Origin of the sequence: Streptomyces sp. SCSIO 75703 (genome assembly GCF_036607905.1) — a bacterium.
In the GTDB taxonomy this organism is placed as follows: Bacteria; Actinomycetota; Actinomycetes; order Streptomycetales; family Streptomycetaceae; genus Streptomyces.
Map to the genome: position 1 here is coordinate 1,504,448 of NZ_CP144555.1, position 21,735 is coordinate 1,526,182.

19 protein-coding genes are annotated in these 21,735 nt (G+C 74.1%); 12 read left to right on the top strand and 7 right to left on the bottom strand.

Annotated features, from left to right (window positions below; genetic code table 11):
* Window positions 1–156: 156 nt before the first annotated feature.
* The 5 genes from VM636_RS06340 to VM636_RS06360 are packed head-to-tail and all read left to right on the top strand — an operon-like array spanning window position 157 to window position 5,346.
* The gene (locus tag VM636_RS06340) at window positions 157–1,059 is read left to right on the top strand and encodes a hypothetical protein (protein ID WP_338483766.1); all 903 of its coding nucleotides are present in this window, start codon (window positions 157–159) and stop codon (window positions 1,057–1,059) included.
* Window positions 1,056–2,078: a cysteine synthase family protein gene (locus VM636_RS06345; RefSeq protein WP_338483769.1), complete on the top strand. Its 1,023-nt coding sequence runs from the start codon at window positions 1,056–1,058 to the stop codon at window positions 2,076–2,078. The genes VM636_RS06340 and VM636_RS06345 overlap by 4 nt, the downstream gene beginning before the upstream one ends.
* Window positions 2,075–3,334 (top strand): ATP-grasp domain-containing protein, encoded by a 1,260-nt coding sequence (locus VM636_RS06350; protein WP_338483771.1) that lies wholly within the window; start codon window positions 2,075–2,077, stop codon window positions 3,332–3,334. Before VM636_RS06345 ends, VM636_RS06350 begins: the two co-directional genes overlap by 4 nt.
* A complete protein-coding gene (locus tag VM636_RS06355) occupies window positions 3,327–4,628 on the top strand; it encodes an MFS transporter (RefSeq protein WP_037858653.1) in 1,302 nt (433 codons plus the stop codon). Before VM636_RS06350 ends, VM636_RS06355 begins: the two co-directional genes overlap by 8 nt.
* Window positions 4,597–5,346 (top strand): class I SAM-dependent methyltransferase, encoded by a 750-nt coding sequence (locus VM636_RS06360; protein ID WP_030421440.1) that lies wholly within the window; start codon window positions 4,597–4,599, stop codon window positions 5,344–5,346. The genes VM636_RS06355 and VM636_RS06360 overlap by 32 nt, the downstream gene beginning before the upstream one ends.
* A 99-nt stretch (window positions 5,347–5,445) precedes the next feature.
* On the opposite strand, the gene bla is transcribed toward VM636_RS06360, so the two are convergent.
* From bla to VM636_RS06390, 6 genes are all read right to left on the bottom strand, one after another.
* Window positions 5,446–6,357 (bottom strand): class A beta-lactamase, encoded by a 912-nt coding sequence (gene bla, locus VM636_RS06365; RefSeq protein ID WP_338483773.1) that lies wholly within the window; start codon window positions 6,355–6,357, stop codon window positions 5,446–5,448.
* Window positions 6,358–6,526: 169 nt separating this feature from the next.
* Window positions 6,527–6,997, bottom strand: coding sequence for an Hsp20/alpha crystallin family protein (locus VM636_RS06370; protein WP_030421449.1), 471 nt, complete (start codon window positions 6,995–6,997; stop codon window positions 6,527–6,529).
* A 156-nt stretch (window positions 6,998–7,153) separates the two neighbouring features.
* On the bottom strand, window positions 7,154–7,438 hold the full coding sequence (locus VM636_RS06375; RefSeq protein WP_030421450.1) for a DUF1876 domain-containing protein: 285 nt from the start codon (window positions 7,436–7,438) through the stop codon (window positions 7,154–7,156).
* A 209-nt stretch (window positions 7,439–7,647) separates the two neighbouring features.
* The gene (locus VM636_RS06380) at window positions 7,648–11,256 is read right to left on the bottom strand and encodes a hydantoinase B/oxoprolinase family protein (protein ID WP_030421451.1); all 3,609 of its coding nucleotides are present in this window, start codon (window positions 11,254–11,256) and stop codon (window positions 7,648–7,650) included.
* Between the two features lie 416 nt (window positions 11,257–11,672).
* Window positions 11,673–12,314 (bottom strand): hypothetical protein, encoded by a 642-nt coding sequence (locus VM636_RS06385; protein WP_338483775.1) that lies wholly within the window; start codon window positions 12,312–12,314, stop codon window positions 11,673–11,675.
* 183 nt (window positions 12,315–12,497) lie between these two features.
* Window positions 12,498–13,385 carry a LysR substrate-binding domain-containing protein gene (locus VM636_RS06390; RefSeq protein ID WP_030421453.1) on the bottom strand — a complete coding sequence of 296 codons (888 nt, stop codon included), beginning with the start codon at window positions 13,383–13,385 and terminating at the stop codon, window positions 12,498–12,500.
* Between the two features lie 223 nt (window positions 13,386–13,608).
* Between VM636_RS06390 and VM636_RS06395 the strand changes: the two genes are divergently transcribed.
* Window positions 13,609–14,280: a 3-oxoacid CoA-transferase subunit A gene (locus VM636_RS06395; RefSeq protein WP_030421454.1), complete on the top strand. Its 672-nt coding sequence runs from the start codon at window positions 13,609–13,611 to the stop codon at window positions 14,278–14,280.
* Window positions 14,277–14,957, top strand: a complete 681-nt coding sequence (locus tag VM636_RS06400) for a 3-oxoacid CoA-transferase subunit B (protein ID WP_030421455.1) — start codon at window positions 14,277–14,279, stop codon at window positions 14,955–14,957. The genes VM636_RS06395 and VM636_RS06400 overlap by 4 nt, the downstream gene beginning before the upstream one ends.
* 240 nt (window positions 14,958–15,197) lie before the next feature.
* Here VM636_RS06400 and VM636_RS06405 read toward each other — a convergent pair whose 3' ends face one another.
* On the bottom strand, window positions 15,198–15,872 hold the full coding sequence (locus VM636_RS06405; RefSeq protein ID WP_053914738.1) for a TetR/AcrR family transcriptional regulator: 675 nt from the start codon (window positions 15,870–15,872) through the stop codon (window positions 15,198–15,200).
* A 99-nt stretch (window positions 15,873–15,971) separates the two neighbouring features.
* Between VM636_RS06405 and VM636_RS06410 the strand changes: the two genes are divergently transcribed.
* From VM636_RS06410 to VM636_RS06430, 5 genes are read left to right on the top strand one after another with little or no spacing between them, the layout of a single operon-like run.
* A complete protein-coding gene (locus VM636_RS06410; protein WP_030421457.1) occupies window positions 15,972–17,558 on the top strand; it encodes a methylmalonyl-CoA mutase family protein in 1,587 nt (528 codons plus the stop codon).
* 43 nt (window positions 17,559–17,601) lie between these two features.
* Window positions 17,602–19,170 carry an acyl-CoA carboxylase subunit beta gene (locus tag VM636_RS06415; RefSeq protein ID WP_338486305.1) on the top strand — a complete coding sequence of 523 codons (1,569 nt, stop codon included), beginning with the start codon at window positions 17,602–17,604 and terminating at the stop codon, window positions 19,168–19,170.
* Window positions 19,171–19,230: 60 nt separating this feature from the next.
* Complete coding sequence (locus VM636_RS06420; RefSeq protein ID WP_030423440.1) at window positions 19,231–19,425, top strand: acyl-CoA carboxylase subunit epsilon; 195 nt, start codon at window positions 19,231–19,233, stop codon at window positions 19,423–19,425.
* Window positions 19,426–19,444: 19 nt separating this feature from the next.
* The gene (locus VM636_RS06425; RefSeq protein ID WP_051821621.1) at window positions 19,445–19,909 is read left to right on the top strand and encodes a cobalamin B12-binding domain-containing protein; all 465 of its coding nucleotides are present in this window, start codon (window positions 19,445–19,447) and stop codon (window positions 19,907–19,909) included.
* Entirely contained in the window at window positions 19,906–21,681 is a 1,776-nt protein-coding gene (locus VM636_RS06430; protein ID WP_338486307.1) for a biotin carboxylase N-terminal domain-containing protein, read from the top strand. Before VM636_RS06425 ends, VM636_RS06430 begins: the two co-directional genes overlap by 4 nt.
* Window positions 21,682–21,735: the final 54 nt, after the last annotated feature.

Genomic DNA, 21,735 nt, shown 5'->3' on the forward strand with positions numbered 1-21,735 from the left:
GGGTTGGCGGTACGGACGGCGGCGGCGTCTTCGCGGGGCCGCGTCTCCTCCCGGTCGGTGCGGGGTCAGGAACCGACAGGAGGAGCCGTCCGTGATCACGCGAGTCCGCGCCGGGCGCGACGGGGCACCCCCCGCGCGGGGCGAGCGGGACGGGCCGTGCTGACGCCCGCCGGGCACGAGGCGGCACCGGCACCGCCGCCGGGCACCGGGGTCGTCGGCGTCTGCCACGGCACCCTCGGCGAGCTGTACCAGGGTCCCCTGCGCGCGGGCCCCGACCCGGACATCGCGCTGGTGTCCTTCCCGGTCGGCCTGCGCACGTGGACCACCTTCACCCCCGGTACCGTCCCCCCGGGCCCCTCGCCCCTCGGGGAACGCTCGGCGACCGCGGCGCGGCTCTTCCTGGAGCACTACGGCCGCACCCTGCCGCCGGGCCGCTGGAGCACCCGCTCCGAACTGCGGGTCGGGGTGGGCATGGCCAGTTCGACCGCCGACATCGTGGCGACGCTGCGCTGTCTGTTCCGGCTCTTCGGCCTGCCGTACGACGACGACGTCGTGGTCCGCGTCCTCGCGCGGATCGAGCGCTCCGACAGCGTGTTCCTCGACGAGTTCGCGCTCCACCTGAGCGGCCGCCACCGGGTGGTGCGGCGCCTGGGCACCGGCATCGGCTTCCACACCGCCTACCTCACCGAGCCCGGCACGGTGGACACCGCCGCCGTCACCGGCCTGCTCCTCGCCCACTACCGGCGGCACGGCCCGGAGTACGAACAGTGCCTGGCCGACCTGCTGAAGGGCTTCGCCTCCGGCGACCCCGCCGCCGTCGCCCGCGCCGCCACCACCAGCGCCGCGCTGTCCCAACGCGTCCTGCCCAAGGCGACGTTCGCCCCGCTGCTGGAGCGGCGGGAGCGGTTCGGCGCCGACGGCGTCTTCGTCGCCCACACCGGTTCCCTGGTCGGCTATCTCTTCCGCCGCCGGCCCGACGCCGCCCTGGCACGCGACCTCCGCGCGTTCTTCCGCTCGCTCGGCCACCAGTGCTCATTCGTCCCAGGAGGCTACGGGTGATCCACCCCCACATCGCCGACGCCCTGAAGGTCCCCGACCTGGTCCGGCTCACCGACGGCCTGGTCCTGCTCCGGTTCGAGTCCATGAAGGTCTACTCGGCCCTGGCCGCCGTCCGCCGGCTGCTGGAGCGGGGCACCGTCCGCCCGGGACAGACCCTGATCGACAGTTCCAGCGGCATCTACGCGTACGCCCTCGCGCTCGCCTGCCACCGGTACGGCACGCGTTGCCACATCGTGGCGTCCACCACCGTCGACGCCACCACCCGGGCCCAGTTGGAGATCCTCGGCGCCACTGTCGAGCAGGTCGCCCCGTCCCGCGACCTCGAACTCGACCAGAAGCGGCGGGTACGGCGGGTGAGGGAACTCCTCGCCGAACACCCCGACTGGCACTGGATGCGCCAGTACCACGACGACGTCCACTGCCTCGGCTACCACGAGGTCGCCGACCGGATCGCCGCCGCCTTCCCCGGCCGCGCCCTCACCGTCGTCGGCGGCGTCGGCTCCGGCGCCTCGACCGGCGGCCTCGTCGACCGCCTGCGCGCGAGCGACCCCTCGGTCCGGCTGGTCGGCGTGCAGCCCTTCGGCAGCATCACCTTCGGCAGCCAGGACCACCACGACCCCGAGGCGATCATCGCCGGGATCGGCTCGTCGATCGTCTTCGACAACGTCCGCCACCACCTCTACGACACCCTGCACTGGCTCGACTTCACCCACGCCATGTCCGGCTCGGTCGCCCTGCTGCGCGAACACGCCGTCTTCGCGGGGCTGTCCACCGGCGCCGGCTACCTGGCGGCAACCCACGAGGCCCGCTGCCACCCCGACCGGCTGCACCTGGTGATCGGCGCCGACACCGGACACCGCTACGTGGACCGGGTCTTCGCCCGGCACGCCCAGGCCCTCGACCCGGCGGCGCTCAAACCCGCCGAGGTCACCACCCCCGAGGAGATGACGATGCCCTGGTCGACGATGCCCTGGCGGCGGGCCGCCTGCCCGCCCCGGTGGAAGGAGCCGGCCGCGTGAGCGTCGTCTGCCTGGAATCCCTCACCTTCGGACTCGGCCACCTGGTCCGCGCCGCGGACCGCCTCGGCGAACGGCTCGTGCTGCTCACCCGCGACCCGGCCTGCTACGCCTACGAGTTGGGCCGGCTGGACGCGGACGCCCTGGACGTCGTCGAGACCGACACCTTCGACGTGGAGGGGATGACGGACGTCCTGCGCCGCGTCCCGGACCCGCGCGGGCTGATCAGTTCCACCGACACCTGGACCCTGGCCGGCGCGGAACTCACCACCCGCCTCGGCCTGCCCGGTCTCGACCCCGCCGTACTGCGGCTGACCCGGGACAAGGCGGCCGTCCGCGACCTGCTGCACAGGGCCGGGCTGAGCCGCGGCCGGGCCGTCGAACCCCTCGCCGGCGGACCCGGGCTGCGCGAACTGCTGGTCGAGGAGACCGGCCTGCCCGCGATCCTGAAGGACACGGCCGGCACCGGCAGCCAGAACGTCTGGCTCGTCCGCGACGAGGCCGAACTCGACGCCGCCCTCGCCGCGTCGGCCGGGCGGACGCTGAAGGGACGGCTCTTCGCCGAGCCCTACTTCCCCGGCCCCGTCTACAGCGCCGAGACCCTCACCTGGGCCGGGACCACCCGCCTGCTGGGCGTCTCCAGCCGTCTGATGTCCCCCGAACCGCGCTTCCGGGAGGAGATCACCGCCTTCCCCGTGGCCTTCCCCGAACCCCGGCGGGCCGCGCTCGAGGAGTGGCTCGGCCGGATGCTCGCCGTCCTCGGCTACACCGACCGCTTCGCCCACGTGGAGTTCGTGATGACCACCGGCGGACCCGAGGTGGTGGAGATCAACCCCCGCATCGGAGGCGCCCTGGTCGGCGAGGGCCTGTGCCGCTCCCTCGGCGTCAACGTGTACGAGGCGATGGTCGAGGCCGCCCTCGGCCGCCGCCCCCGCCTGATGGACGCCGACCCGCCGGGCGGCCCCGCCGTCGCCTTCGTCCTCGGCTACCCGGCCGCGCCCGGCGTCCTCACCGGGGTCGCCGGCACGGAACGGCTGGCGGACCTGCCGGGCTCCCCCGCCTGGTACCCGGTCAAGTCCGCCGGGGACCGGGTCGAGCACCTCGACGACAGCCGCGGTTACGCCGGCATCCTCTACGCCGAGGGCGAGACCGCCGAACTCGCCACCCACCACGCCGTGGCCGCGGCCAACGCCGTCCGCGTCCTCACCGAACCCTTCCCCGACACCGGCCCGGCCCCCCGGCAGGCGTCCGGTGGCTGACCGCGGCACGGACGGCGTGCGGTTGCGGACCGCGCTCGGCACCCTCGACGGACCGCTGCGCTTCCTGCTGCTCAGCTCGTTCCTGATCCCGCTCGGCAGCTTCATGGTGCTGCCGTTCATGTCGGTGTTCCTGCACGAACGGCTCGGCATGGGGCTCGGCACGGTCGGCGTCGTGCTCGCCCTCGCCTCCCTCGTCCAGTTCTCCGGCGGCGTCGTCGGCGGGGCCGTCGCCGAGCGGATCGGGCTGCGCCGCACGATGCTGTGGGCGCTGGCCGTGCGCACCGCCGGCTTCGTCGGCCTGCTGCTGACCCTGCTCTGGCCGCCCCTCGCGGTCGCCGCGCTCATCCTCACCTGCTGCGGCGCGGCCCTCTACCTGCCCGCCAACAAGGCGTACCTGGTGCACGGCGTCGACGACGACCGCCGCCCGGCCTTCCTCTCCGCGGGCAACGCCGCGCTCAACGCGGGCATGGCCGTGGGCCCGTTGATCGCCGGGCCCTTCGTGCTGTCCCGGCCCGGCTGGCTCTTCCTCGCCGTCACCGCCCTGTTCGTCCTGGTCACCGCGGGCCACACCCGGCTCCCCGAACCCCCCGCCGCCGCCCGGCCGGCCCCGGCGGAGACCGGCCGGGGCCTGCTCGCCGGGGTGGCGGTCCTGCCCTTCGCCGCCAACGCCCTCGCCTTCCACCTCTACTTCCACTTCCAGCACTACCTGGCGGTGTACGCCGTCGAGCGGGCCTCCAGCGAGTTCTACAGCCTGGTCCTGCTGCTCTGCTTCGCCCTGGTCATCGTCGTCCAGCCGCTCGCGGCCGACCGCATCCGCCGCATGCCGTACGGGACGGCCCTCACCGCCGGATTCCTCCTGCTCGGGGCCGGGATGGCCGTCCTGGCCGCCGGCACCCGGGCGGCGCTGCTGGCGGGCGGGGCGCTGATCACCCTCGGCGACATCCTGCTGTTCCTCAAGAACGACCTGGAGGCGCTGCGCCGCAGCACCCGCCCGGACGCCGTGGTCTTCGGCCGGCAGCGGCTCGCCGCCGGGCTCGGCGCCTGCGCGAGCGGCCTGGTGGGCGGACAGCTCTACGGCCTCGCCGAACACAGCGGCCACACCGGCGGGTTCTGGCTGATCGCCGCCGCCCAGTGCCTGCTGCTGCCCCCCGTACTGCTGGTGTTCCGCGACCGCGGCACGACCCGGCCCGCACCCGAGCCCCGGCCCACCACGACCACCACGCCGGCCACCACCCCCACCACCGAAAGGGCGTCGCGCACTCATGACACGGACGGGCGGGTTCCAGGACGATGACTTCTGGACCGCGTTCCACGACTTCCTGTTCTCCGGCGAGCGCGAGCGGCACGCCGACGAACTCCTCGACAGCTCACCGCTGCTGGCCTTCGCCCCCGGCTCCCGCGTCCTGGACCTGTGCTGCGGCCCCGGCCTCTTCACCGTGCCCCTCGCCCGCCGCGGCCACACGGTGACGGGCGTGGACCTGAGCCCGGCGATGCTGGACCGGGCCCGCGAGCGCTCGGCCGACGCCGGCGCCCCGGTCACCCACGTACGGGCCGACGCCCGGGAGTACACGGCGCCGGGCCGCTTCGACGTCGTCCTCAACCTCTTCACGTCCTTCGGCTACTTCGAGGACCCCGCCGACAACGCCCGGGTGCTGCGCACCATGCACGACTGTCTCGCCCCCGGCGGCACGCTCGTCCTCGACCTGGCAGGCAAGGAACTCCTCGCCCGCAGGGTCACCCCGCCCAAGGTGGTGCGGCGCGGCGACGACCTCATGGTGCAGACCGACACCGTCCTGGACGACTGGGCCCGGCTGCGCAGCGACTGGGTCCTGGTCCGCGGCGACCACGTCACGCGGGCCACGCTGGTCTGGTACGTGTACAGCGCGGTGGAACTGCGCGCGATGGCCGAGGAGGCGGGCTTCGCACGGGTGGAGATCCTCGGCGGTTTCGACGCCCGCCCCTACGACGAGAACGCCGAGCGCCTGATCCTGCGGGCCCGGCGGGGGTCCTGAGGGGCGCCGGCGCAGGGCACCGGGCGGCGCCGCGCCGGGCGGGCACTCGCCGGACGGCCGCGCCCCGGGCGGACACCGCCCCGCGCGGCGCCCCCGCGGTCAGGTGAGCGTGCGGGCCAGCAGCGTGGCCGTCCCGGCGATCAGCGCGCTGTCGGCGACCGCGTCCGGCTCGGTCCCGCTCGTCAGGACCGCCAGGACGAGGGGGGCCCTCCCCGGGGGCCAGGCGACACCCACGTCGTGTCCGGTGCCGTAGCCGCCGCTGCCCGTCTTCTCCGCGACGGCCCAGTCGGCGGGCAGGCCAGCCCTGAGCTTCTCGTCGCCGGTGGTGTTGGCCAGCAGCCAGCCGGTCAGCAGCGCCCGGTCCCCGCGTCCCAGGGCGGTGCCGAGCAGCAGCCTCGCGTAGCTCCGCCCGACGGCTTCCGGGCTGGTGGTGTCCGTCGTCCGCCACGGCTCGGCGGAGTTCAGCTCCGGTTCCCGGCGGTCGAGCCGGGTCGTGCCGTCCCCGATCGAGCGGCAGAACCGGGTGACGGCGGACGGACCGCCCAGTTCCGCGAGGAGGAGGTTCGCGGCGGCGTTGTCGCTGTGGCGGATCGCGGCCGAGCACAGCGCCCCGGCCGTCATGCCCGCGGCGAGGTGGCCCGGCTCGCCGGTGACGGGCGCGTGGCCCGCCTCTGTGACGTCCCGCTCGGTGTAGCGGATGTTCCGGCCCAGGAACTCCCCGTCCCGGTCGAGGTCGCGCAGGACGGCCGCGACGGCCAGGGTCTTGAAGACCGAGCAGAGGGGGAACCGTTCGTCGGCGCGGTACCGCACGGTCCGGCCGGTGGCCGTGTCGTGGGCGTAGACGCCCAGCCGGGCGGCGTAGCGCTCCTCCAGTTCCCTCAGCCGGGCCCCGGTCCCGTCCCGCACCGAGGCGTGGGCGGTGCCGCCCGGCGGCAGAGCGGCCCCGAGCACCGTCCCGGCGCCCAGTACCAGCACTCCGCGCCGGGACGGGGAAGTCCGCGCGCTGTCCAAGGTCGTCCTCCTGCCCGAGTCGGCGAACACCCGGCGGGGGGTGTCATGCCTTCCGGCGCAAGCCTAGGGGCAGTGCCCGGTGAGACCGGGGACGCCGGTGACTCCGCCCCGGTCCCATGGGGCCGGCCCGCGCGCACCGGTGCGGGGCGGCGCGGGCAGACCGTCCTTCTCAGCCGGTGATCTCGATGCGCTGGGGCCTGGTGCCCTCGGCCTTCGGTACGCGTACGGTGAGGACGCCGTCCGCGAGTTCCGCGCCGACGCGCTCCGTGTCGGCGTTCGGCGGCAGGGCGGTGCGGTAGTCGAACCGCCCCACGCGCCGGGTGCGCCGCCGCATCACACCGGTGCGTTCCCTCTCCTCGACCTCGCCGTGGACGCCGAGTTCGCCGCCGTCGACCTCGACGGTGATGCGGTCCTTGTCCACGCCGGGAAGCTCCAGTTCCAGGACGTAGGCGTCCGCCGTCTCCTCGATGTCGGCCGCCGGTGCCCAGGCGTCCTCCGGCCCGGCCCCGGGGAAGCCGCCGCCGGGGGCGGGGAAGGTAGAGCGCATGAGCAGGTCCATCCGCGTGCGGAGTTCTTCGAACTCCCGGAAGGGGTCCCATCCGGGGTGCGCACCGCGACCGCGGTGTACGGGGAGTGTCATCGGTGGTCCTCCTTGACTCGCGCGGGCGGGCACGCCGGCCCGGGAGGGCGGGTGGCCGCCTCGGACCGGGTTCCCCCCTCGGCGCCGGACGCACCCGCCCGGCGGCGGGTCTCCGGCCCGGCCACCCGGCCCCCTGGCCCTGTCACCCGGCTCCGGTCACATCGGCCAGCCGAGGGCCGGGCGGGGTTCCGGCCGGGGCGCGTGCACGCCGTCGAGGTCGCGTTCGGCGCTGTCCACGAGTTGCCGGCCCAGGTCGTGCAGGGCACGGCCCGCCGCCAGTTCGTCGCCGATCTCCGGCACGTCCGGGTCGACCGGGTTGCGGTGGGCGATCCCGTGGCCGGTGACCACCGTGGTCCCGGTGTCGACCGCCGCGCGGGCCTTCGTCGTGCCCCCTTCCTCGAAGAGGTGGAGGTCAACCTTCCATTCCAGGGTGTGCGTCATGCCGTCCTCCTCGGCTCGGGGCGACCGGTGGAGCCCGGCGGAGCCCGGACGAGGCCGCCGCCGTCCGTCACCGCGGGCGACTCCGGGTACCTCCACCATCGGACGGCGGGCGCGACGCGGCAACGCGTGCGGCGGCGGACCAGGCCCTGCCCCGGACCGGGTCCGCCCGCCGCGCGGCCCGCTCCCGCGCCCGCCGCGCCCGGCCCGGCCTACGGCTCCGGGCTGCCGTAGCCACCGCCGCCGGGGGTGAGCAGCACGAACACGTCCCCCGGCCCCACGTGCGCGCGGTCGCAGCCGGCCATCGGGACGACGGTGCCGTCCGCCCGCTCGACCCGGTGGGCGCCGAGGGAGCCCGGTTCCCCGCCGGCCATGCCGTAGGGGGGCACGCGGCGGTGGCCCGAGAGCACGCTGACGGTCATCGCCTCCCGGAAGCGGATCCTGCGCACCACGCCGTCGCCGCCGTGCCACCGGCCCGCGCCGCCGCTGCCCCCGCGTACGGCGAACTCCTCGACGAGGACGGGCAGGCGCAGCTCCAGTACCTCGGGGTCGGTCAGGCGGGAGTTGGTCATGTGGGTCTGGACCGCCGAGGCGCCGTGGAAGCCGGGGCCTGCGCCGGCCCCGGAGGCGACCGTCTCGTAGTACTGGTGGCGCTCGTTGCCGAAGGTGACGTTGTTCATCGTGCCGCTGCCCTCGGCCTGGGCGCCCAGGGCCGCGTAGAGGGCTCCGGTGACGGCCTGGGAGGTTTCGACGTTGCCGGCGACGATGGCGGCCGGCGGCGCGGGGTCGAGCAGGGAGCCCTTCGGCGTGATGACGCGCAGCGGGCGCAGGCAGCCGTCGTTGAGCGGGATGTCCTGGGCGATGAGCGTGCGAAAGACGTAGAGCACCGCGGCCGTGACGACCGAGGCCGGCGCGTTGAGGTTGGTGCCGAGTTGCGGCGACGTCCCGGTGAAGTCCACGGTCGCGGTGCGTCCGTCGTGGTCCGGGGCGATCCGGGCGGCGATCACGGCGCCGGAGTCGGTCTCGTACCGGCAGGCGCCGCCGGTGAGGGTGCCGAGGGCCTGGCGGACCGCCTCCTCGGCGTTGTCCTGGACGTGCCGCATGTACGCCTGGACGGCGTCGAGGCCGAAGTGGCGGATCATGCGGGCCACCTCGTCGACGCCCTTCGCGTTGGCGGCGATCTGGGCGCGCAGGTCGGCCAGGTTGGTCGCGGGGTCGCGGGAGGGGTGCGGGGCGCCGGTGAGCAGGTCCAGGGTCTCGGCCTCGCGCAGCCGGCCGTCCTGGACGAGCAGCCAGTTGTCGAACAGGACGCCCTCGTCGTCGATGCGGCGGCTGTCGGCGGGCATCGAGCCGGGGGTGAGGCCGCCGATCTCCGCGTGGTGGCCGCGGGAGGCGACGTGGAACAGGATCTCGCCGGAGTGCGGGGTGCCCGGTTCCCCGAAGACGGGAGTGATCACGGTGATGTCGGGCAGGTGGGTCCCTCCGTGGTAGGGGTCGTTGACGGCGTAGGCGTCGCCGGGCCGCATGGTCCCGGCCCGGCGTCGGACGATCTCCCGGACGGCGGTTCCCATGGAGCCGAGGTGGACCGGGATGTGGGGCGCGTTGGCGACGAGGCCGCCGTCGGGGTCGAAGAGGGCGCAGGAGAAGTCCTGCCGTTCCTTGATGTTGACGGACTGGGCCGTGGCCGCGAGGCGGGCCCCCATCTGCTCCGCGACGGAGACGAACTGGCTGTTGAAGAGCTCCAGCATCACCGGGTCGGCCTCGGTCCCCGTCTCCTCCCGGGGGACGGAGGCGAAACGGGTCAGCCGGAGGTGGCCGCCGTCCGTGACGCCGGCCTGCCAGCCGGGGTCGACGACGGTGGTCGCGTGGGCCTCGGTGATCACGGCGGGGCCCCGCACCACCGTCCCGGGGCGCAGCCGTTCGCGCTCGCGCAGCGGGACGGTCCGCCAGGCGCCGTCGACGTGGAGGCGGGTGGTGGGCGCGGTCGCGTCGTCGTGGGGAGGTGTACCGGCGTCAGGCCGGCGCAGGTCCGGCCGGGGGGTCACCCCGCGGGCCTCGACGGAGAGGGAGTCGACGACGACCGGCCGGTCCAGCAGGAAGGAGTAGAGCCGCCGGTGGCGGTCGGCGAACTCCCGGGTCATGGCGTCGGCGCCGGCCAGCGCGACGGTGACGGCGGTGTCGGTCCCGTCGTAGCGCAGGCGCGCGGTGCGGGTGACGCGGACGCTGTCGCCGGGGACCTCCTGGTCGGCGAGGGCCGCGCGGGCGGCGTGTTCGAGCCGGTCGGCGACGGTCCGGACGTCGGCCATGCGGTCCTCGTCCAGGGGGACCTCCATCGCCTGCTCGCGCAGGGTGGTGAGGTCGGCGAGTCCGATGCCGAGCGCGGAGAGCACCCCGGCGAACGGCGGGACGAGGACGGTGCGGATGCCGAGCGAGTCGGCGACGGCGCAGGCGTGCTGGCCGCCGGCGCCGCCGAACGAGGTGAGGGCGTAGGCGCGGATGTCGTGGCCGCGGTGGACGGAGATCCGTTTGACGGCGGCGGCCACGTTCGCCACGGCGACCCGCAGGAAGCCCTCGGCGACCTCCTCGGGGGTCCTCGTGTCGCCGGTGTCCTCGTGGATGCGGGCGGCGAGCGCGGTGAACCCCCGGCGCACGGCCTCCTCGTCGAGCGGCTGGTCGCCCCCGGGTCCGAAGACGTGCGGGAAGCGGGCCGGCGGGACGCGGCCGAGCAGCACGTTGGCGTCGGTGACCGTCAGCGGTCCCCCTCCGCGGTAACTGGCCGGTCCCGGGGCGGCTCCGGCGGAGTCGGGGCCGACCTGGTAGCGCCCGTGGGCGAAGCGCAGGACGGAGCCCCCGCCGGCGGCGACGGTGTGGATGTCCAGCATCGGCACCTGGAGGCGGACCCCGGCGACGCGGGTGACGGGGGTCCGCTCCAGTTCGCCCGCGTAGTGCGAGACGTCGGTGGAGGTGCCGCCCATGTCGAAGCCGACGACGTGGTCGTGTCCGGCCTCCCGGGACAGCCGGGCCATGCCGACGATGCCGCCGGCCGGGCCGGAGAGCACGGCGTGGGTCCCCCGGAAGTGGTGCGCGGCGGCCAGTCCCCCGTTGGACTGCATGAACGTCAGCCGGACGCCGGGCAGTTCCCGGGCGACACCGCGCACGTAGCGGCGCAGGACCGGGGAGAGGTGGGCGTCGGCCACGGCGGTGTCCCCGCGCGGCACGAGCCGGGTCAGCGGCCCGACGTCGCTGGACAGGGAGATCTGGGTGAACCCGGCGGCGGCGGCGGTCTCCCCGATGCCGCGCTCGTGCGCGGGGTGCAGGGCGCTGTGCAGGCAGACCACCGCCACGGCGCGGATGCCGTCGTCGTGGGCGCGCCTCAGGTCGGCGGCGAGGGCGTCGAGGTCGGGCGGGCGCAGGACCTCTCCCTCGGCGGTGACGCGTTCGTCCACCTCGATGACGCGTTCGTAGAGCGGTTCGGGAAGGTCGATCCGGCGGGCGAAGAGGTCGGGCCGGTTCTGGTAGCCGATGCGCAGGGCGTCGCGGAAGCCGCGGGTGATCACCAGGGCGGTGCGTTCGCCGGAGCGCTCCAGCAGGGCGTTGGTCGCCACGGTGGTCCCCATGCGGACGCTGTGCACGGCCCCCTCGGGGATCGGCTCGCCCGGTGCCAGGCCGAGGAGGACGCGGATGCCCTCGACGGCCGCGTCCCGGTAGCGGCCGGGGTTCTCGGACAGCAGCTTGCGGGCCCGGAGCCGGCCGTCGGGCAGGCGGACCACCACGTCCGTGAAGGTCCCGCCCCGGTCGATCCAGAACCGGCAGCCGGACAGCGCGCCGCTGGACATGCCCATGGCCGCCTCCCTGCTCCTCCGGTGTGAGGCTCCTTGTCACGGTAAGCCCGGAAAGGGAGGTTCGCGGTGCGGTACGGGGCGGCCACCGGCCGGCGCGGACCCGGCGGACGGCGGTCCGGGCGGCGCGAGGGCGGGCCACCGGCCGGAAAACGCCGCCGAACCCGGCCCGTGCCGTGCGGGAGCGGGCCACCGGCGGGCGGAGGCTTGCGAACGGGCGGCCCGTGCGGGTGCGGGGCCGGGCCACCGGACGGGAGCGGCCCGAGAACGGCGGCCCGTGCGGGTGCGGCGGCGGGGGGCAGGCGCGGCCCACGGGACGGCGGCGCCCCGGCGCGCACCCCGGCCGGTGGCATACCGACCGGCGGCACCCCCCGGCGCCGGCACCCCCGGCCGGCGGCTCAGCGGACGGCGGACTCACGCAGGCGGGCCACCACCTCGGCCAGCGCCACGGCCCGCCGGGCGCACTCCTCCAGGCACCGGCCCAGCACCGCGGCGTGGGCCGCGTCGCGCACCGGGCACCGCGTGTCGCCCGCCAGGAGCAGCCGGGCGAGGCTCCGCTGCCGCGCGGCGGCCTCCGCCACGGCCCGCTCCGGCACGCCCCGGGGGCAGGACGCTCCGGCGACCTCGTGGGCCCGCGCCACCAGGCGCAGGCACGCCTCGCCGAGTTCCCGCAGGGGTCCCCGGAGCGGTTCGGCGACCGGTGCGGCCCCGCGCGCCCGCGCGATGTCGCCCGCCTCCCCGAGCAGCACGGCGAGACGGTCCAGGTCGCCCCGTACGTACAGGGCGGCCGGGACCGCCTGCCGGCCGCCTTCCCGCGGCGGGTCCGCGAGCACCGCCGCCGTCAGGTCCCCGGCCTCCCCGCGCAGCCCGCGCAGGGCCTGGTCCAAGGCGGTCAGCCGGTCCTCGCGCCGCGCCTCGCCGCCGTCCGTGACCAGGTCGGTCGCCATGCGCAGCGCCGTGTGCGCCCGCAGCAGCAGACCCGGCATCCGGTCCGCGTACCCCTCCCGGGGACGCGCCGCGCCGCCCGCGCCATGCTCCACGTCGTACTCCTCGGGAAGGGCGGGCTCGGGCGTAGGGCGGCCCGCCGGCGGACCCCGGCTCGCGCCGCCGCGCGCGCGGCGGCCCACCCGCCATTCTCCGGCCCGCCTCCGGTGCGCGCCCGTCGCGCTCCCGGCGGCGGGCCCGCGCACCGGCACGGCCTCGGCCCGGTCCGCCGGCGGTGGTCAGCCCCGTACGGAGGCTTCGACGACCTCGGCGACCCGGTCGACCACCGGGGGGTCGGGGTGGGAGCGGCGGGCGAGGGCGAGCGTGACGGGCTCGTCTTCGGCGAGGGGCACGTAGGTGACGCCGTCGAGGCGCAGGCTCTGCACCGATTCCGGTACCAGGGCGACCCCGTGGCCCGCGGCGACGAAGACGACCAGCGTGGCGGTCTCACCGACCTCGACGAGCGTGGCGGGGCGGAAACCGGCCCGCGCGCAGGCGCCGAGGACCCAGGCGTACATGGTCGACCGGGCCTGGGAGGGGTGGACGACGAAGGACTCGTCGGCGAGGGCGGCGAGGGGCACCCGGTCGTGGCCGGCCAGGGGGTGCCGGGTGGGCAGGACCGCCACCAGGCGTTCGGTCCGCAGGGGGGTGACCTCGACGGGGGCGTCGAGGCGGCCGTCGGTCCGCAGCACCGCGAGGTCGTACGTGCCGTCCGCGAGGCCCTGCACCAGCTCCGGTACGAGCAGTTCGCCCCGGAGTTCCAGGGAGACGCCGGGGAGCCGGGAGCGCACCGTGCGGGCGACGCGCGGCAGGACGTCGTAGGTGGCGGTGCCGACGAAGCCGACCGAGACGCGGCCGGCCCGGCCGGAGGCGAGCGCGGCCATGTGGGCCTCGGCCCGCTCCACCTCGCCGAGGATCGACCGGGCGTGGGTGAGGAGGTGGCGGCCGGCCTCGGTGAGGGCGACGTGGCGGGTGGAGCGGTCGAAGAGGGTGCTGCCGACCTGGCGTTCCAACTGCTTGATCTGCTGGGACAGCGCGGGCTGGGCCACGTTGACCCGGGCCGCCGCGCGGCCGAAGTGGCGTTCCTCGGCCAGGGCGAGGAAGTAGCGGACCTGCCGGATCTCCATGTCGCTCGCGCTCCGTCCCGCCCCGTGGGCACGTACCGGCACGGCATTCGCCGCATGCACTTATAAGCAGCGCCGATGAAAGCCGCCCCATCCAGTATTGGACACGATAAACCCTGGCCTCCTAGCGTGAGGTCATGGCCGACAATCACCTCTGCGTGTTCCCGCGCACACCCCGCGTCCCGCCGTCGTGCGACCAAACCCCCGGCATCGGTGCGAGGGCGCTGTGACCGTACGGATCTGCGACGACGTCGACGCGGCGGTCTCCGGCGTCGAGGACGGGGCGACCGTGCTCGTCGGCGGCTTCGGCATGGCCGGGATGCCGGTGGAGCTGGTCGAGGCGCTCATCCGGCAGGGCGCGTCCGGTCTGACCGTGGTCTCCAACAACGCGGGCAACGGCGACACCGGGCTCGCGGCGCTGCTGGCCGCCGGCCGGGTCCGCAAGATGGTCTGCTCGTTCCCCCGGCAGAGCGACTCCTGGGTCTTCGACCGGCTCTACCGCGAGGGACGCATCGAGCTGGAGGTCGTCCCGCAGGGCACCCTCGCCGAACGGCTGCGGGCCGCCGGCGCCGGTATCGGCGCCTTCTACGCGACCACCGGCGCCGGCACGCTGCTGGCCGAGGGCAAGGAGACCCGTGAGATCGCGGGCCGCCCCCACGTCCTGGAGTACCCGATCAAGGGTGACCTCGCGCTGATCGGCGCCCACCGCGCCGACCGGATGGGCAACCTCGTCTACCGCAAGACCGCCCGGAACTTCGGGCCGGTCATGGCCACCGCCGCGACCACCGTCGTGGCGCAGGTACGGGAGGTCGTCGAGACCGGCGCCCTGGACCCGGAGGCGATCGTGACGCCCGGCATCTACGTGGACCGCGTCGTGAAGGTGGTACCGACCCCGTGAGCACCGCAACCGCACCGACCGAACACCTCGACCGCGGCCCCCTGTCCCGGGACGAGCTGGCCGCGCGGGTGGCCCGCGACATCCCGCGGGGCTCCTACGTCAACCTGGGCATCGGGCAGCCGACCCTGGTCGCCGACCACCTCCCCGACGCCTCCGGCGTGGTCCTGCACACCGAGAACGGCATGCTCCACATGGGCCCCGCCGCCCGGGGCGAGCAGATCGACCCCGAGCTGATCAACGCCGGGAAGATCGCCGTCACCGAGCTTCCCGGCGCCGCCTACTTCCACCAGGCCGACTCCTTCGCGATGATGCGCGGCGGCCACCTCGACGTCTGCGTGCTCGGCGCGTTCCAGGTCTCGGCCGCCGGCGACCTGGCCAACTGGCACACCGGGGACGCCGACGCCATCCCGGCGGTCGGCGGCGCCATGGACCTCGCGGTCGGCGCCCGGCAGATCTTCGTGATGATGTCGCTGTTCGCCAAGGACGGGACGCCGAAGCTCGTCCCGGAGTGCACGTATCCGCTCACGGGCAGGGCGTGCGTGAACCGGGTGTACACGAACCACGCCACCTTCCTCGTGGGTCCGCGGGGCGCGGTCGTCACCGAGACCTTCGGCATCTCCTTCGCCGATCTCGCCGCCCGCCTCGACGTCCCTCTCACGGTGGACCCGGCGGCCTGACCCACCGGCCACCCGGCCCCGGACCGATTCCTGGAGGCCGGGCCGGACGGCCGCCGCGCCCCGGGCGGCCGGGCGCGGAGCCGCGCCCGCTTCGACCTCGCGCCGGCCCCGGAGCGGGCGGCGCGGGACCGACGGACGGACGAACGGCGGGAGGCGTCCGGGGCGGCGAGGCCGCCCGGCGCCCGCCGCGCTACGGGGGCCACCCCCGCCGGGCCGGGCGGGGGCGGCCCCCGTAGCGGCCTACGACTCGACGAGCCGGCGCAGCGCGGGCAGCAGCGCGTCCAGGTCCTGCGCGCTGCGGAAGGCGACGATCGTCGTCCCCGCCTCCCCGGTGCCCTCGCCCGGCGTCGGCACCGGGAAGAGCGCGAGCACCTCGCGCATCGCCTCGTCCACCTCGGCCACCGGATCGCGGGACTCGCCCCGGAGCCAGCGGCGCAGCACGTGGTTGTGGGCCGCGACCACGGCCGCCGCCATCAACTCGGCCCGCAGCGAGGCCGACGCCGTCGGGTCCCCCATCCACTCGGCGATGAACTCGCGGAACAGCCGCTGGTAGCGCGCCACGCTGGCGATCTCGCGGTCCCGCAGCGCGGGCACCTTGCTGGTCAGCCCGTAGCGCCGGCGCGCGAGATCGCCCTCGTCGACGTAGTGCAGCAGGACCAGGCGCACCGCGTCCGAGACGGCGACGAGGGCGGTGCTGTGGCTGGAGGTGGCCAGCCGGTCCCGGATCAGGTCGAGCAGCCGGTCGTGGTCGGGGAAGATCACGGCTTCCTTGGACCGGTAGTTCCGGAAGAACGTCGTCCGTCCCACCCCGGCCCGTTCGGCGATGTCGTCCACGGTCGTCTGCTCGTATCCGCGCTCGTCGAAGAGCGCGAAGGCGGCATCCGCCAGCCGGATGCGCGCGGGTGACTTGCTCATGGCCGCCCATCCTCCCTTGTCCCGGTACCGGAGACCACTTGCCCAGGACGATGGTACTGAGTACCGTTCGAGGGAGATTCGGTACCAAGGAGGTCGGGCATGGGGTCCCCTGCGCAGAGCGAGTCCGGAGTGCCCATCCAGCCGGTCTACGACGGCGCGTCCCTGGCGGGGTTCGACGCCGAGGCGAAGCTGGGCTCCCCGGGGCGGTTCCCGTACACCCGGGGCGTGTACCCGACGATGTACACCGGCCGGCCCTGGACGATGCGGCAGTACGCCGGTTTCGGCACGGCCAAGGAGTCCAACGAGCGGTACCACGAACTGGTCGGGGCCGGCACCGGCGGCCTGAGCGTCGCCTTCGACCTGCCCACCCAGATGGGGTACGACTCCGACGAGGCCATCGCCCGCGGCGAGGTGGGCAAGGTCGGCGTGGCCGTCGACTCCCTCGACGACATGCGCACGCTCTTCCGGGGGCTGCCCCTGGACAAGGTCTCGACGTCCATGACGATCAACGCGCCCGCGGCGTCCCTGCTCCTGCTCTACCAGTTGGTCGCGGCCGAACAGGGCGTCCCCGGCGACCGGTTGACCGGCACCATCCAGAACGACGTGCTCAAGGAGTACATCGCCCGCGGCACCTACATCTTCCCGCCGCAGCAGTCCCTCCGGCTGATCAGCAACATCTTCGCCTACTGCCACCGGGAACTGCCGCGCTGGAACACCATCTCCATCTCCGGCTACCACATGGCCGAGGCCGGGGCGACGCCCGCGCAGGAGATCGCGTTCACGCTGGCCAACGCCAAGGAGTACGTACGCGCCGCGATCGCCGCCGGGCTCGACGTGGACGACTTCGCGCCACGGCTCTCCTTCTTCTTCGTCGCCCGCACCACGCTCCTGGAGGAGATCGCCAAGTTCCGTGCCGCCCGCCGGATCTGGGCCCGCGTCATGCGCGAGGAGTTCCACGCCCGCGACCCCAAGTCGCAGATGCTGCGCTTCCACACGCAGACCGCCGGCGTGCAGCTCACGGCCCAGCAGCCGGAGGTCAACCTCGTCCGTGTCGCCCTCCAGGGCCTCGGCGCGGTCCTCGGCGGGACCCAGTCCCTGCACACCAACTCCTACGACGAGGCCATCGCCCTGCCCACCCAGAAGGCGGCGCGGCTGGCCCTGCGCACCCAGCAGGTCATCGCCTACGAGACCGACGTGACCAAGACCGTCGACCCTTTCGCCGGCTCCTACGTCATGGAGTCGATGACCGACGGCCTGGAGGGCGCGATCCTGGACCTGATGCGGGCGGTCGAGGACCGCGGCGGCGCCGTGGCCGCGATCGAGCAGGGCTTCCAGAAGTCGGAGATCGAGAAGTCCGCGTACCGGACCGCGCTGGAGATCGACCACGGGGAACGGACCGTGGTCGGCGTCAACAAGTACGCCCTCGACGAGGAGGAACCGTACGAGCCGCTGCGCGTCGACCCGCAGATCGAGCTGGACCAGCGCGAACGCCTCGCCGCCCTGCGCGCGGAACGCGACGGCGCCGCCGTCCGCCGCGCCCTCGACGCCCTGCGCACCGCCGCAGGAGGGACGGACAACGTCCTGCCCCCGATGCGCGAGGCCCTGCGGCTGCGCGCCACGGCGGGCGAGGTCGCGCACGCGCTGCGCGACGTCTGGGGCATGTACGTCCCCCACGACACCTTCTGACCGAACGAGCCCCGGGGTGGAGCAGGCAGTGAACGAGATCGACATGCGTACGACCGCGGGCAAGCTCGCGGATTTGAGGCGTCGTATCGAGGAGGCGACGCATGCGGGGTCCGCTCGTGCGGTGGAGAAGCAGCACGCGAAGGGGAAGCTGACGGCGCGTGAGCGGATCGCGTTGCTGCTGGACGAGGGCTCGTTCGTGGAGCTGGACGAGTTCGCCCGGCACCGTTCGACGAGTTTCGGCCTGGAGGAGAACCGGCCCTACGGGGACGGTGTCGTGACCGGGTACGGCACGGTGGACGGACGGCCGGTGGCGGTGTTCTCGCAGGACTTCACCGTCTTCGGCGGGGCGCTGGGCGAGGTGTACGGGCAGAAGATCGTCAAGGTGATGGACTTCGCGCTGAAGACGGGCTGCCCCATCGTGGGCATCAACGACTCCGGCGGCGCCCGGATCCAGGAGGGTGTGGCCTCACTGGGCGCCTACGGGGAGATCTTCCGCCGCAACACACACGCCTCGGGGGTGATCCCGCAGATCAGCCTGGTGCTGGGCCCGTGCGCGGGCGGCGCGGTGTACTCGCCGGCGATCACGGACTTCACGGTGATGGCCGACGGGACCTCGCACATGTTCATCACCGGCCCGGACGTCATCAAGACCGTCACCGGCGAGGACGTCGGCTTCGAGGAACTGGGCGGTGCCCGCACCCACAACACCGCCTCCGGGGTCGCCCACCACCTGGCCGCCGACGAGAAGGACGCCATCGAGTACGTCACACAGCTCCTGTCGTTCCTGCCGTCGAACAACCTGTCCGAACCCCCCGCCTTCCCCGAGGAAGCCGACCTCGCCGTCAGCGACGAGGACCGCGAACTGGACGCCATCGTCCCGGACAGCGCGAACCAGCCCTACGACATGCACACCGTGATCGAACACGTCCTGGACGACGGCGAGTTCCTGGAGACCCAGGCCCTGTTCGCGCCGAACATCCTCACCGGCTTCGGCCGCGTCGAGGGACGCCCGGTGGGAGTGGTCGCCAACCAGCCGATGCAGTTCGCCGGCTGCCTGGACATCACCGCCTCCGAGAAGGCCGCACGCTTCGTACGGACCTGCGACGCCTTCAACGTGCCCGTCCTCACCTTCGTCGACGTCCCCGGCTTCCTGCCCGGCGTCGACCAGGAACACGACGGCATCATCCGCCGCGGCGCGAAACTCATCTTCGCCTACGCCGAGGCCACCGTCCCCCTCATCACCGTCATCACCCGCAAGGCCTTCGGCGGCGCCTACGACGTGATGGGCTCCAAACACCTCGGCGCCGACCTCAACCTCGCCTGGCCCACCGCCCAGATCGCCGTCATGGGCGCCCAGGGCGCCGTCAACATCCTCCACCGCCGCACCCTCGCCCACGCCGAGACCACCGACGACGCCGAAGCCACCCGCGCACGCCTCATGCGTGACTACGAGGACGCCCTCCTCAACCCCTACACCGCCGCCGAACGCGGCTACGTCGACGCCGTCATCATGCCCCACGACACCCGCCGCCACATCGTCCAGGGACTACGCCAACTCCGCACCAAACGCGAAACCCTCCCCCCGAAGAAACACGGCAACATCCCCCTCTGACCACACCCCCACCACCACCAGAACCAGAACACCCCCACCAGGACCACCCCAGGAGCCACCGTGATCAAGGTCGTCCGCGGCAACCCCACCCCCGAAGAACTCGCCGCCGTGGTCACGCTGCTGTCCGCCGCCACCGCCCCGGGCCACGCGCCGGCACCCCGCCCCGCCACCTCCTGGGCGTCGCCCCGCCGGCTCCTGCGCACGCCCCACGGACACGGCCCCGCCGGCTGGCTCGCCTCGGCACTCCCCCAGTGAACTTCCGATCGGAGACATCATGAACGCCCTGCGACAGCGCGCCGATACCGGCGGCGCCGCAGCCTCCTCCCGGCTGCGCGTGGTGATCGCCAAGCCCGGACTCGACGGTCACGACCGCGGCGCCAAGGTCATCGCCCGCGCGCTGCGCGACGCCGGCCACGAGGTGATCTACACCGGTCTGCACCAGACCCCGGAGCAGATCGTCGCCACCGTCATCGCCGAGGACGCGCCCGTCCTGGGCCTCTCCGTCCTCTCGGGCGCGCACCTGACGATCGTGGAGCGCGTCCTCGAGCTGCTGGCGCGGGAGGACGCGAGCGACGTCCGCATCCTGGTCGGCGGCATCATCCCGGACGCCGACGTCCGCGCCCTCGAGGCGATGGGCGTCGACGCGGTGTTCACCCCCGGGGCGGACATCCGCGGCATCGTCGAGACCGTCGACCGGTTCCGGTCCGCGTCGACGCACGCGCAGGGGGCGGCATGCTGACCAAGGTGCTCATCGCCAACCGTGGCGAAATCGCTGTCCGCGTGGCCCGGGCGTGCCGGGATGCGGGGATCGCGAGTGTGGCGGTGTACGCGGACCCGGACCGGGACGCTCTGCATGTCCGTGCCGCTGATGAGGCGTTCGCTTTGGGTGGTGACACGCCCGGGACGAGTTATCTGGATGTCGGGAAGGTGTTGCGGGCGGCGGCGGAGTCGGGGGCGGACGCGGTCCATCCCGGTTACGGTTTCCTCTCCGAGAACGCCGATTTCGCCCAGGCGGTGCTGGACGCGGGGCTGATCTGGATCGGTCCGCCGCCGCAGGCGATCCGGGACCTCGGTGACAAGGTCGCCGCCCGGCACATCGCCCAGCGTGCCGGCGCGCCGCTGGTGGCCGGCACCCCCGACCCCGTCTCCGGCGCCGACGAGGTCGTCGCCTTCGCGGAGGAACACGGCCTGCCGATCGCGATCAAGGCCGCCTTCGGCGGCGGCGGACGCGGCCTGAAGGTCGCCCGCACCCTCGACGAGGTACCCGAGCTGTACGAGTCGGCGGTCCGCGAGGCGGTGGCCGCCTTCGGCCGCGGCGAATGCTTCGTCGAGCGCTACCTCGACAAGCCCCGCCACGTGGAGACCCAGTGCCTGGCCGACACCCACGGCAACGTGGTCGTCGTCTCCACCCGCGACTGCTCCCTGCAGCGCCGCCACCAAAAACTCGTCGAGGAAGCCCCCGCCCCCTTCCTCTCCGACACCCAGAACCAGCAGCTCTACACCGCCTCCAAGGCCATCCTGAAGGAAGCCGGCTACGTCGGCGCCGGCACCGTCGAGTTCCTCGTAGGCCTCGACGGCACCATCTCCTTCCTCGAGGTCAACACCCGCCTCCAGGTCGAACACCCCGTCACCGAGGAAGTCGCCGGCATCGACCTCGTCCGCGAGATGTTCCGCATCGCCGACGGCGAAGCCCTCGGCTACGACGACCCGCCCCTGCGCGGCCACTCCTTCGAGTTCCGCATCAACGGCGAGGACCCCGGCCGCGGCTTCCTGCCCGCCCCCGGCACCGTCACCCGCTTCACCCCGCCCACCGGCCCCGGCGTCCGCCTCGACACCGGCGTCGAGACCGGCTCCGTCATCGGACCCGCCTGGGACTCCCTCCTCGCCAAACTCATCGTCACCGGCCGCACCCGCCAGGAAGCCCTCCAGCGCGCCGCCCGCGCCCTCGACGAATTCCACATCGAGGGCATGGCCACCGCCATCCCCTTCCACCGCGCCGTCGTCCGCGACCCCGCCTTCGCCCCCGAACTCACCGGCACCCAGGACCCGTTCACGGTCCACACCCGCTGGATCGAAACCGAGTTCACCAACACGATCCCGCCCTTCACCACCCCCGCCGACACCGACACCGACACCGACGACAGCAGCCGCGAGACCGTCGTCGTCGAGGTCGGCGGCAAACGCCTGGAAGTGTCCCTGCCCGTCTCCCTGGGCATGTCCCTGGCCCGCACCGGCCTCGCCGCCGGCGCCAAACCCAAACGCCGCGCCACCAAGAAGTCCGGCCCCGCCGCCTCCGGCGACACCCTCGCCTCCCCCATGCAGGGCACCATCGTCAAAATCGCCGTCGAAGACGGACAAGAAGTCAAGGAAGGCGACCTCATCGTCGTCCTCGAAGCCATGAAGATGGAACAGCCCCTCAACGCCCACAAGTCCGGCACCATCAAGGGCCTCAGCGCCCAAGTCGGCGCCTCCCTCACCTCAGGCGCCCCCATCTGCGACATCACGGACTGAGCCCCGCGGTGTGAAGGACGACTTCGCACGCGAGCGCCGGCGGACGCTCCCTCC